Genomic DNA, 12,455 nt, shown 5'->3' with positions numbered 1-12,455 from the left:
AACTATTCTATTTTAATTTAGTGCAAGAATTAATAGTTCCATTAATTGTTTTTAGTACAATATTCCATTTAATGTAGGATAATACTTTGCGTGGTTTACTTTTTTCAAATAAAAATCGGGTAAATTTAAGATTACTCACTTTTAAACCATTCCAATCATAGTATTCCCCAACGGTTTGTATGCCTTCAGTTGTATGAAAGGCCATTTTATTTATTCCATCATCAAACCATTTTAAAATTTCAGGGGATAGTGGAAGATCTATTTTATTTATAACATCTCTCCAGAAAATATAAGCATCACTACAAGGTGCATTTTCTTCAGGTTCAAATGGTTTTAACTCACCATTATGATAAAATAATTTTTTAGATTCTCCTTTGAGTCTATTTTCCTCATTAATAGGGAATGGATGACACATGATAGCATTATTAGGTCCAGAAGTACCATATCTAAAATGTACAATAGCTTCAACTGAATATAAATCATTTATAATTTTTTCTATTTCGTCCCAATCGGTTAAACCTTTCTTCCATATGAGAGTATCTTTTTTATCATCATAGTAACTAATTCCAACTCCATGAGGATTTTGTTTATACATTGCCTCAATATCCTCTCTTGAAATATTGGTATTTTCAGGTTTAATAACTATTACACACATTTTATTCCCCTTTTTTATAATGATTATTTTTTATTATTTCTTTTTTTAATCTAATCCATTATTATAATATTATTTTTAGATATAAATAATTTAATATTTGGATAATTTAATATTTAATATTATTATCTTTTTTCTTTAAGGTGTCTCTTTAATAATATAATTTTTTACAAAATTAATTTTCTTTATTTTCAAAATAAAGGATTTTTATCCATTTTTCGTAGTCTATTTTTTAATAAGTTCTACTTTAAGCTTATGGCAAAATAACTAATTATATTAATTTTAAAAAATAAATTATAATTTATAACTTTATGTAAATTTTACTATTTTACTAATATATTTTTTTATATAATTTTATATTTTGGTATAATTTACTTATTATTTAAATATTTAAAGTAAAAAGAAGTGTTATAATGGCTATTCATCCAATAGAATTTAGATATGGTACTCCTGAAATGAAAAGAATTTGGGAAAGTGAAAATAAATTACAAAGAATGTTAGATGTTGAATCTGCTTTAGCACAAGCTGAGGGAGATTTGGGAATTATTAAAAAGGAATATGCTGATGAAATTAAATCAAAAGCAAGCACAAAATATGTTAAACTTGAAAGGGTAGATGAAATAGAAAGGGCTAAAAAACATGATATTGCATCTATGGTTCAAGGTTTAGCAGAACAATGTGAAGGTGATGCAGGAGAGTATGTTCACTTTGGAGCTACATCTAATGATGTTGTAGACAGTTCTAATTCTTTATTAATTAGGGATTCTATTGAAGTACTTGAAGAGAAAATTATAAAATTAACTGAACTTACTATTAAATTAGCAGATGAAAATAAATCTAAAGTATGTATTGGACGTACTCATGGTCAACATGCAATTCCAACTACATATGGTATGAAATTTGCTAATTGGGCTGCTGAACTTAAAAGACAATATGATAGATTAGAAAATGCAAGGGCAAATGTATGTGTTGGAATGTTAGATGGGGCAGTTGGAACAACTGCAGCATTAGGTTCTGAAGGATGGGAAGTTCACAAAAAAGTTGCTGAAAAATTAAATCTTCCTCCTGCAACAATTACAAATCAAGTTGTTCAAAGGGATAATCATGCTGAATTTTTAATGGTTCTTGCAAATCTTGCATCAACCTTAAATAAAATAGCACTTGAAGTTAGAAACCTTCAAAGAACTGAAATAATGGAGCTTGGTGAATTCTTTGATCCTGAAAAACAAGTAGGTAGTAGTACTATGCCACATAAAATGAATCCTATTACTGCTGAAAGGATTTGTGGAGTTTCTAGAATTATAAAATCATATGTTGCACCTGCTTTAGAAAATAATCCTTTATGGCATGAAAGGGACTTAACCAATTCTTCTTGTGAGAGAATAATCTTTCCAGAATCATGTATTTTAACTGATTATATTTTACAACTTACAATTAAATTAATGACTAATCTTGTATTTTATGATGATAATATTGAAGAAAATCTAAATAAAACTCATGGTTTAGTTATGGCTGAAAGATTAATGGCAGAACTTACAAGAGCAGGTATGGGTAAACAAACTGCATATGCTATTGTTAGAAAAAATGCTATTAAAGCAAATAAAGAAAAAATTTTACTTGCAGATTTAATATTAAAAGATGAAGAGGCAAGTAAATTCTTATCTAAGGAGGAAGTTCAAGAAATAATGGATCCTCACACTTACATAGGTTCATCTGAAATAATTGTAAGTGAAATTGTAGATGCATCTAAAAATTGGTTTTAGATTAAATTATTAAATAATTAATCATTGATTTTCTTTGATTTATTGTAAAATTAACATTTTAAATTTTTAAATTTTTTTTTATAAAAATCTTTTTATAGTATATTTCTAATAAAATAATATAAGTATATAATTAAAAAATTTTATTAATTAAAATATTTTAATTTAAATTTTTATTTTAAAAGGTGAAAAAAATGGTAAATAAAAAAGAAATTAAATCATTAGATTTATCTTCACTTACAACTATAGGTATGGGGATATATACTGTATTAAGTATTATTGCTGTCTTAATCTTAGTTGTTTATATTCTCATAGTTGGAGGAGCTAATGTACTTGTTGCAAATATAAGTTTGGTTCCATTTATAATCTTTGGAACTATTTTATATTCTATAATATTTTTCTTTGGTAGAGGATTCCTCTATAATGTGTTAACTAAAAAATTAAGTTGTATTGGATTTGAAATTGAAGATGGTAGAATTGTAAAAATTGACACTGTATCTACAGCATTGGTCTTTGCTATCATTGCTACAATTGCATTTATATTTGTTTATGTAATGTCCGTGGTTATTGTTCCATTTATGGCATCTGCTATTCTTCAAATGCTTATGTTAACTGGTCAAATAGGACTTGCAATGTTAATGTATAATCTTATTGCACTTCTATTTTCTCCTGCTGTAACATTGATTTTAATCGTGTCTACATTTTTATTAACATTTGTTGATGTTTTAATTGGTGTATCTATTTATAATATTCTCACCTCATATCTTGGAGGTATTAAAGTAGAATTAAAATCTGGTCGTGAATATACTTCAGTTGAAAGTGTGGATGCTAAAAGTGCAGCTATTATCATGTCAGTTATCGCTCTTGTTGTAGGGGTAGTTATGTCACTATTATTACTTGTTATTAATCAAAAATTAGCTATTTCTGCACTTTACAATATTGTTTCAAGTTTCATCGGCGGATTTATTGGAACTTTTATTATTGTATTTGTTTATAATAAAATTTCCAATAGTTTAGGAAAACTTAAATTAGAATTAGAATAAGTCTTATGACTTATTTTATATTTTTTTTATTTTACTTTATTTTACTTTATTTTATTATCTATTTTGAATTGATTTTAACTATTTTAACTAATATTTAACTATTTTAACTATTTTTATCTATTCTAATTATTTTTAACTATTTATAATTTTTATTAATTTTTTATTATTTTTATCATTATATATGTTGATATGTATATATATATGAACTAATCTCATTTAAAAATTAATCATAAGATTCATAATATTATTGATTTGCCACTTAATTTAAATCAAATAAAATTATATTCTTACATAATTATGGATTATTATTTCATTTAAAATACATGATTTGGAGCTTTGAAAATTTGTTTTTTTCAATTAAAACTTCTAGAAAAATAGGGTTAAGAGAGTATAAAAATAAAATAATAAAATTAAAACAATAAAACTAAAACAATAATAATAAAATAAAAGTAAAACAATAATAAAATAATAAGGATTAAGCTATTGATAAGTTAAAGTTTGTCCATTTCATTTAAAGCCATTATTCCTTCTAAAGCTTTAACATCAATATTTATTCCTTTTTCTCTAATTGCAGATATGGAATTTAATCCACTTCCTGCAACAATTCCAAAATTATAATTATTTACAGGAGCATTATATACTAATTCTCGAGGTTTACCAATTTTATAAATAGGTAAATCTTTCTTTTGAAGTTCAGTTAATATTTCCTTACTTTCATCTTTAGCAATATTAGGTATTTCTTTAATGGAAGCTAAGACTCTTTGAACTTTATTTGCTTGTTTATTTATACAAGTTAGGTTTTTAAAGATAAATATTTTATGAGGATCTATACTAGTTCCATTATATGATATTAATTCAACAAATAATGGAGGTTTATTAATTTCTAAAAGTCCTCCATATTTAGGAATGGTCATTATTCCATTATTTATTAAAATTCCATCAATTGACAAACTACATACAGTAGCAATACCTACCTTCTCATCATCTTTTTCATGTTCAACAATTTTATAATATGGGTTTACACATTTAGGATTTTCTTTGTATGCATTTTCATAAATATCTAATGATTTATCTAAGTCTTTCTTATTAATATATGAAATATCTACAATAATATTTCCTTCATCTTCTTGCCAATTATAATTTGTATCTTGGATTAGATTCATTGATTTAGATAAAAAGAAAGGCATTGGCTTATATTTTTTATTAGGATTAATATCTCTTAAATGAGGATTGGTTTTACATATTGGTTTAAGTTCCTTATAATCTGCAAGGTCTTCACCAAGTTGTATATCAACATCATAATCTAATTCTTGTGCTGCACAAAATGGTGTTACTCCTCCTGCAATTGCAATTCCTATAGAACCTTCGCCTACAGGTACACCAAGAATATCTTCCCCATCTCTGCCCATAGCAATAATTCCACCAATATTGGATTTTTTAAGTTTTTTAATAATTTCGATAGCTCTATTTTTCGCTGTACTTGGAATAGTTCTAAAGTTTGCAGGTATTGAACCATTACCTTCTTGAACAACATCTAAAACAGAGGTCATATTTTTAGCAATAAATGCATCAAGAGGGGTAATTGAAGTTTTCTTATAGGAAATTATTTCTTCGAATCTTTGAGGTTCATAATCTTTAACTTCAATTATTCCACCGAATTTTGGTTGGGTAGCTATTCCATTTTTTAAGAATATACCATCAATTGTTGTTCCACAAATGGTTTTAACAGTATAACCTTCTTCTCCACTAATATTTTCACAGTTTATTCCAACTAAAGGACTAACTGCAATATCTGACTTGAAAACCTTTTTAATAATATCCAATGCATCTTTTTCTAATACATTACTAGTATTTACAATTACGGTTCCGTCATAGGTGTTAAGATCAAAATCAGTTTGATATATATAGTCCTGAAATTTTGAGAAAGTAAAGTCTACCTCATCATATACAAGTCCTTTTTCAAGTTGAGATTTACCTAATTTGGTAATTTCTCTTCCTGAATATCCTACCTTTTTTGTAAGTCCTTTTTCATCTAAAATTTTCATATGATAACGAACAGCACGTTCTCCTAAATTAAATCCTCTATTTTTTAATTCAGTAGCTATTATTTTAGACCCCGTAGGTTTTTCTTGTTGATTCAATATTCTTAAAATTTCTATCATTCGGTGTTCAGATTCTGACATAATTACACTTTTTTGAAATTTTCTTAAATTATATTAATTTTTATTATTTATCCTATATAATTTATTTATTTAAATCAATATTAAAAGTTATAATTTTTTTTACTATGTTTGTAAAAATAAGTTGAATCTGTATAAATTCATTTAATGGGTATTAATAAGAGGATTATTTTTTATAAAATTAGAGTAAAATTATTTCACTATTTATCTTAATTATTTTTTAATTTTTATAATTTTTTTACTTAATAAATAGAGTTAAATATTAAAATTAGTAATTTATATTTTTTTTTAAATAGTTAAAAATAATGAATAAAGAAGTTTTTTAGATTTAAATATCTAAGTATCTTCTTTGTTCATATCCAAATACTTGGACTCTGTAGTCATCCCACTCTTGGTATTTACTTTCTAAGAATTTTTCTGAGATATGTTCTCCTAAAGCATTCATCATAACTTCGTTTTCTTCGAAAGCATGGTATGCTTCCCATAAACTAGCAGGTAATAATCTAATACCTCTTGATTCTAGTTCGTCCTCACTTAAATTATAAATGTTAATTTCGGTAGGGTCTCCAGGGTCGATTTTGTTTTTAATACCATCCATACCTGCTGCAAGCATAGCAGTAAATGCTAAGTATGGGTTACATGCAGGGTCAGGTGCTCTGTATTCAATACGAGTAGCTTTTCCACGTGCTGCAGGTACTCTAACAAGAGCAGATCTATTTTTAAGACCATATGCTCTGTATACTGGAGCTTCATAACCTGGAACTAAACGTTTGTATGAATTTACAATAGGATTAGTTATAGCTGTTAGAGCAGGTGCGTGTTCAAGTAAACCTCCAATGAAGTAGAGTGCTTCTTGGGATAGGCCGGTTTCACTATCTGGATCTAAAAATAGGTTATATCCATCTTTAAATAAACTTTGATGACAGTGCATTCCACTACCATTTACACCAAAGAATGGTTTAGGCATGAAAGTAACTCTATAATCCATTTCATCAAATGCAGCCATATTTGCTACAATTGCTTTGATTGCTGTTTTAAAGGTTATAACAGCATCTGCAGTTTTAAGTGCATCATCAAATTTAAATGCAATTTCGTTTTGACCTGGACCTACTTCGTGGTGACTTGCTTCAACTTCAAATCCTAATTCCTGTAAATTGAAAGTGATTTCTCCTCTAAAATCAGGTCCTTTATCTTTAGGTTCTACATCAAAATATCCTGCATCATCGTAAGGCATTGGATATCCTTCATCATCAATATCTACAATAAAGAATTCTGGTTCTGGACCAATATTATATTTTAATCCTTTTTTTCCAATATCAGCTAAAGCTTTTTTAAGTCTACTTCTAGGATCTCCAGGGAATGGTTTTCCATCTGGAGTATGAATATCACAAATAAATCTACATACTGCAGAATCCTCTGCTCTCCATGGTAATCTAGAATAAGTACTAATATCTGGTTTTATAACAAGGTCACTATCATTAATATCTACAAATCCCGCAATAGATGATCCATCAAATAATGTCCCATTGGCAAATAATTCATCCATATCGGCACTTGGTGGAATAGAAACATTTTGCTCTTTTCCATTAATATCTACGAATTGTAACCTCACAAAACGTATATCGTCTTTTTCTATTTGTTCCATTATTTTATCTACTTCTTTACTCATTATTTTTGCTCCATTTTTCAATGAATTTAATTAAAATCATTTTTTCTAATAAAATTTTAAATTGATTTTTTATTTAAACTTATAATATTAAAAAATTTTAAACATATTATATATTATAAATTTTAGTCGGAAGGCATCTTCCTATTAAACATATTATTTTTTTGAATATATAAACTTTTTCTAAATTAAATAATTTCAAGATATTTTTAGACTATAATCTATTTTTTCTAAAAAATTCTATTTTTCAATGATTTTTTTAGAAAATTTAACTAATTCTTTAATTAAGATAATATCAATTATATTTTTAATTCGTTTATAATTAATTTCTATAAAAACTTTTCAAAACCTTATAATGTCTAATTATGTCCATTATATTAAATAAATTTTGGCTTTTTTAATTAAACAATATTAATAATATTATTCATAATATTAAACAATTTATAGAATTTTTAATTTTGTTTTTTAGTATCATATAACAAAAAAAGATATGGAGATTTTAATAATATTAAATTACAAATCATCAGTTTTATATTTTAAATATTTTTTATTTCTATTTAAGATTTTAAAAAAAAGTAATAAGTGAATAAAAGGGAAAAAATAATTAAATTAATTATTTAAATATTTTCAACTCTCTTTTATTCTAAAGTTTTATATTTTCATTGTTTTAAAATATTACTTTTAAAGTCCCTTTACCTGTAACCTTGTTTAATAAGTATCTGCATTACATAGCTCCGCCAGATCGTCTGCGTTGTTTTTTGTGAATGTGGAGTTTGTTATATTATTATAGCTTCCATTTATTTCAATCGCTCCACAATCAAATGCGTGTTTTTTGTGAATGTGGAGTTTATTATAGTATTATTAGGGCCTCACATTTCAATAGTTCCACTACTATGTGCACTATTTTTGTGTATTTAACAAATTTAGGAAATAAAAGTACAAATTAGATAAATAATATTTGAGTAATAATATTAATTTAATAAACACTATATGAATTGTAAATAAAAATATTAATCTTATTTTATTTTATTCTTTTAAGTAGCGGTAAATATATTTAAAAAATATTTTTTCCAATTTAAAAAGGTTTTTACATAATTAAGCACTAATTTACCATAAATTTACTATCAAATATAACTTGTAATATTATTTATATTGATTTTTTATTATAAATTTTTTCATATTTTTCTTCAGTTTTAATCTATTATTTATTCAAATAATTAATAGAATCAATGCAAAATTTCTAAAACTTTTTAAATTTTTCTCATTTAAAAAATATAATGTTTTTTTTTAAACAATAAAAAAATTGAGTTTTGATTTAATTGATATATTAGCTAAATTTGAGTATGTAAAATTTTATATGTCTATACTAGCAAAAATTCGGGCAAAACTTTCTAAGAATGATATAAAAATCATTCTTCTTTGTTAAAATAACGGGTAAATATATAAGCTAAAATAGATCCTGCAAAGTTTTGCCATACTGAATATAGGGCTCCTGGAACTGTTGCTAAAGTTAAATTGGGAAAATGTGTTTTAGCAAGACTTGTAGACAATCCAGAGTTTTGGAAACAGAGTTCTATACCAATTGTAATCATTTGCTTAGGTTTCATTCCAGATAGATAAGCAAGGGTAAATCCTAAAGCCATTCCTATGAAATATTGTATGATTATTACTAAAATTATTATCATAGATGAACTGATAATAGCTTCCTTGTTTGATCCAATCACTCCTGTAACTATTATTGCAATTACAATAGATGAAACTGCAGGTAAATAATCCTTTAATTCTTTACAAAAGTGAGGAAATTTATAATTAATAATCAAACCTAATCCAATTGGAATAATTACTATTTGAACGATTGAAATGAACATATCTGCTGGAGAAAATGAAATAGCATTTCCAATTAAAATAAATGTAATTAAAGGAGTTAGAATTGGTGAAATAACTGTTGAAACTGCAGTAAGGGAAACTGATAATGCTAAATCTCCTTTTGCAAGGAAAGTTATAACGTCAGATGCTGTTCCTCCAGGAACTGTTCCAACAAGGATAAGTCCCACGGTTAAAGCTTCATTTAAAGAAAATAAACGGGCAATTGTTAAAGCTAATAGTGGCATTATTAAATATTGACCACAAACTCCTAACAATATCTCTTTAGGTCTTTTAAACACATTTACAAACTGTTCTATCTTTAATGTGGTACCCATACCAAATAAAATTACACCTAAAAGGATATTTATTATATTCATTCCTATAAACTTTTCCAATACCCAATTAAAGGTCTTAGGATTTATAAAAGCAATGACTACACTAATTAGAATGATTATAAAATAATATTTCTCTATTAATTTAAACAATCTTTTCATAATTTAAAGTATTAATTATATTATTTTATATTTTTTATCATTTTTCTCATATGTGAAGAGTATATATCAAATAGAGAAATTTTCTTATTAAGTATAGAAATTTCTTATCAATCGAAATATTTTTCATTTTCTTAAAAAAAAGTAGTTAAAGTATTAAATTAATAAATGATTTTTTTTTAAAATAATAAAAATAATTAATTGATTTTTATTATAACTCTACAATATTAAATGAATTTAAATTTAATAAATCATAGCTTAATAATTTAGGTGCTCGTGTAATTGTTCCAATGTCTGTAATATATTTAAATGCTTCAAATGCTTGCAAATTACCTATAATATTGGGTACAGGACCTATAACTGGTGGAACACCGTATGTTAAACTTTTAATTTCTTTTTTTACATCATCTGTTAATTCCTTTCCTTTAGAGGGTATTGCAAATAATTCCTCATAGCTTTTAGTTGACTCTTTATCAAATACTGTCATTTGTCCTAGAGTTCCATTTATTGCTCCATGAATAAGAGGAATATTATTTTCTTTTGCAAATCTTGAAAGAATTACTCTAGTTACTAAATTATCTAATGCATCTATAATTATATCACTATCTTTAAGTTCACTAATATTATTTTCATTAATCTCCTCAATTTTTGCTTCTACTTCAATGTAAGGATTAATTAATCTTAGTTTATCTTTTACAACTTTAGCTTTATCTTCTCTTAAAACATCTGTACTACTAAATAATTGTCTGTTTAAATTTGAAAAATCAAAATAATCTTTATCTATAACTGTTAATTTACCAATACCCATTCTTGCAAGCATTTCAATAGCAGATCCACCTATTCCTCCACAGCCAACTACGGTTATTTTGCTTTCTTTAAATCTTTCTTGTTGGCTTTTTGTAACAATACTCATTTGTCTAGATACAATTTCCCAGTATCCCATATTTATGAATCTTTCAGGCATATTCTCACTTTAAAATTTAATTTTTAAAAATCCAATATTATATAACAATAGTTAATTTTAATCAATACTACTTTTTTTCTTTTTATTTATATAGTTTTATATAAATCTTTTAATATTTATTAATTAAAAATGGTTAAATTCTACTCCAAAGAAGTTTTTAACTTTTTTCATTTCTTCAGGAATATTTAAAGCTTGTGGACACATACTGGTACAATCACCACATAATGTACAATTATGTGCCAATGTATTATCTTCAAAATATGTAAAATACTGCATTGCAGAAGCTTTAGGATTATTTAAAATATTACCAATATTGTATTCCCTAAAACAGTGAGGAATATTAATTCCATTAGGACAAGGCATACAATATCCACAACTTGTACAGTCATTACCCTTATGCTGTTTATACTCAGTTGCAACATCTTTAATTAACTGCTTATCATTTTCACTAATCATATTTACTTTAGAACGTGATGCGATTTCAATATTAGTTTTAACCTGTTCTAGACTTTGCATACCACTAAATACACAATTTACATTTTCCATATCCCAAAGATATTGCAGTGCCCATTCAAGAGGGCTACGTTTTTCTTCTGATGTGTCCCACATTTTCATAATTTCATTTGGAATATTTTCAACAAGTCTTCCACCACGTAAAGGTTCCATTACTTCAGTTCCAATATTCATAGATGCAAGATAATCTAATCCCTCAATACCTGTTTGATAAGTTTCATCTAAATAATTCATTTGTGTAAGACCAATTTCCCATTTATCATATTCCATTGTTAAAACAAGAAGGGTTTCAAATGTTCCATGTGTTGAAAAACCTACATGTTTGATTTTTCCTTCACTAATTGCATTATCTAAAAATTCAATAACATTTGCATTTTTATAATTTTGCCAGTTTTCATTATTTACTCCATGAAGTAGGTAATTGTCAATATAATCAGTTTTAAGTCTTTCAAGTTGATGGTCTAAATATTTTTCTAAATCTGCCTCTGTATTAATTAACCAAGAGGGACATTTAGTTTGAAGATATACTTTTTCTCTATAACCGGTCTCAAGAAATTCTCCAAGAAATGGTTCACTATTACCTGCTTTTCCATGAACTTCATTTGCATGAAATGAATATGCAGTATCAATAATATTTATTCCATTATCTATACCATATGAAAAAATCTCAGATGCTTTCTTATAATCAATTTGGCTATTGGTACCTTCAACAGTTGGAAGTCTCATAGCTCCAAAACCTAAAATTGACACTTTTTCCTTCGTGTTTCCTAACTGCCTATATTCCATTTAAACACCAGAATCATATTAAGTTTAAATTATTCTTAATTTAATCATGATTTAATTATTATGCTATATTAATCAAATCAAAAATAATTATTTTATTTAATTAATTTTTATTTTTTTAATTTTAAATAATTATCTTTAATTTTAAAATTAATATATTTAAAAAATAGTTTTTCAAGTATATATTATGTATAAATTTTTATTTATTTTTAAAATAAGCAAATTATAAAATATTTAAAAAGGTTTTAAAATAAGATTGATATTTTCCTGGGATATATATGCCGGGGGCGGGATTCGAACCCGCGGCCTCACGGTATCCCAGGAATTCAGTCAGAGCATAGCTAAAAACCCTATGAGCCGTGCGCTCTAACCAGCTGAGCCACCCCGGCAATATACTATTATATTTTGTATGATTATTATATATATATTTTTCCTTTTAAGGCTTTGTCATTTTGTTAGTTGGGATTTTATTTTTTTCATCCATCCATTTTTTCTGTTGAATATTTGGTTAAATATACCTTGTTTTGTTCTAAATCT

8 protein-coding genes and 1 tRNA gene are annotated in these 12,455 nt (G+C 25.7%); 2 read left to right on the top strand and 7 right to left on the bottom strand.

Features of this window, described 5'->3' with window-relative positions; translation table 11 throughout:
* Nucleotides 1-7: 7 nt before the first annotated feature.
* Complete coding sequence (locus QZ146_RS03480; protein WP_295722266.1) at nucleotides 8-655, bottom strand: class II glutamine amidotransferase; 648 nt, start codon at nucleotides 653-655, stop codon at nucleotides 8-10.
* A 410-nt stretch (nucleotides 656-1,065) separates the two neighbouring features.
* Between QZ146_RS03480 and purB the strand changes: the two genes are divergently transcribed.
* Both purB and QZ146_RS03470 read left to right on the top strand, forming a co-directional pair.
* Nucleotides 1,066-2,415, top strand: a complete 1,350-nt coding sequence (gene purB / locus QZ146_RS03475; protein ID WP_295722265.1) for an adenylosuccinate lyase — start codon at nucleotides 1,066-1,068, stop codon at nucleotides 2,413-2,415.
* Nucleotides 2,416-2,606: 191 nt separating this feature from the next.
* On the top strand, nucleotides 2,607-3,455 hold the full coding sequence (locus QZ146_RS03470) for a hypothetical protein (RefSeq protein ID WP_295722264.1): 849 nt from the start codon (nucleotides 2,607-2,609) through the stop codon (nucleotides 3,453-3,455).
* A gap of 491 nt (nucleotides 3,456-3,946) precedes the next feature.
* On the opposite strand, the gene QZ146_RS03465 is transcribed toward QZ146_RS03470, so the two are convergent.
* From QZ146_RS03465 to QZ146_RS03440, 6 genes are all read right to left on the bottom strand, one after another.
* Nucleotides 3,947-5,638, bottom strand: a complete 1,692-nt coding sequence (locus QZ146_RS03465) for a DUF128 domain-containing protein (RefSeq protein ID WP_295722263.1) — start codon at nucleotides 5,636-5,638, stop codon at nucleotides 3,947-3,949.
* A gap of 325 nt (nucleotides 5,639-5,963) precedes the next feature.
* Nucleotides 5,964-7,304, bottom strand: a complete 1,341-nt coding sequence (gene glnA / locus QZ146_RS03460; protein ID WP_295722262.1) for a type I glutamate--ammonia ligase — start codon at nucleotides 7,302-7,304, stop codon at nucleotides 5,964-5,966.
* Nucleotides 7,305-8,710: 1,406 nt separating this feature from the next.
* Nucleotides 8,711-9,661 (bottom strand): bile acid:sodium symporter family protein, encoded by a 951-nt coding sequence (locus tag QZ146_RS03455; RefSeq protein ID WP_295722261.1) that lies wholly within the window; start codon nucleotides 9,659-9,661, stop codon nucleotides 8,711-8,713.
* A gap of 208 nt (nucleotides 9,662-9,869) precedes the next feature.
* Entirely contained in the window at nucleotides 9,870-10,622 is a 753-nt protein-coding gene (locus tag QZ146_RS03450; RefSeq protein WP_295722260.1) for a HesA/MoeB/ThiF family protein, read from the bottom strand.
* A gap of 123 nt (nucleotides 10,623-10,745) precedes the next feature.
* Complete coding sequence (locus QZ146_RS03445) at nucleotides 10,746-11,921, bottom strand: aldo/keto reductase (protein WP_295722259.1); 1,176 nt, start codon at nucleotides 11,919-11,921, stop codon at nucleotides 10,746-10,748.
* A 276-nt stretch (nucleotides 11,922-12,197) separates the two neighbouring features.
* Nucleotides 12,198-12,307, bottom strand: a tRNA-Met gene (locus tag QZ146_RS03440).
* Nucleotides 12,308-12,455 lie beyond the last annotated feature (148 nt).

It is taken from the genome of uncultured Methanobrevibacter sp., assembly GCF_905235195.1.
In the GTDB taxonomy this organism is placed as follows: Archaea; Methanobacteriota; Methanobacteria; order Methanobacteriales; family Methanobacteriaceae; genus Methanarmilla.
The sequence above is the reverse complement of the archived record's forward strand: the minus strand, read 5'-3'. Positions and strand labels throughout refer to the sequence as shown.

What these genes read in the sequence shown, in the direction of transcription:
- QZ146_RS03480 (WP_295722266.1), bottom strand. Translation starts at nt 655, where the DNA reads ATGTGTGTAATAGTTATTAAACCTGAAAATACCAATATTTCAAGAGAG.
- purB (WP_295722265.1), top strand. Translation starts at nt 1,066, where the DNA reads ATGGCTATTCATCCAATAGAATTTAGATATGGTACTCCTGAAATGAAA.
- QZ146_RS03470 (WP_295722264.1), top strand. Translation starts at nt 2,607, where the DNA reads ATGGTAAATAAAAAAGAAATTAAATCATTAGATTTATCTTCACTTACA.
- QZ146_RS03465 (WP_295722263.1), bottom strand. Translation starts at nt 5,638, where the DNA reads ATGTCAGAATCTGAACACCGAATGATAGAAATTTTAAGAATATTGAAT.
- glnA (WP_295722262.1), bottom strand. Translation starts at nt 7,304, where the DNA reads ATGAGTAAAGAAGTAGATAAAATAATGGAACAAATAGAAAAAGACGAT.
- QZ146_RS03455 (WP_295722261.1), bottom strand. Translation starts at nt 9,661, where the DNA reads ATGAAAAGATTGTTTAAATTAATAGAGAAATATTATTTTATAATCATT.
- QZ146_RS03450 (WP_295722260.1), bottom strand. Translation starts at nt 10,622, where the DNA reads ATGCCTGAAAGATTCATAAATATGGGATACTGGGAAATTGTATCTAGA.
- QZ146_RS03445 (WP_295722259.1), bottom strand. Translation starts at nt 11,921, where the DNA reads ATGGAATATAGGCAGTTAGGAAACACGAAGGAAAAAGTGTCAATTTTA.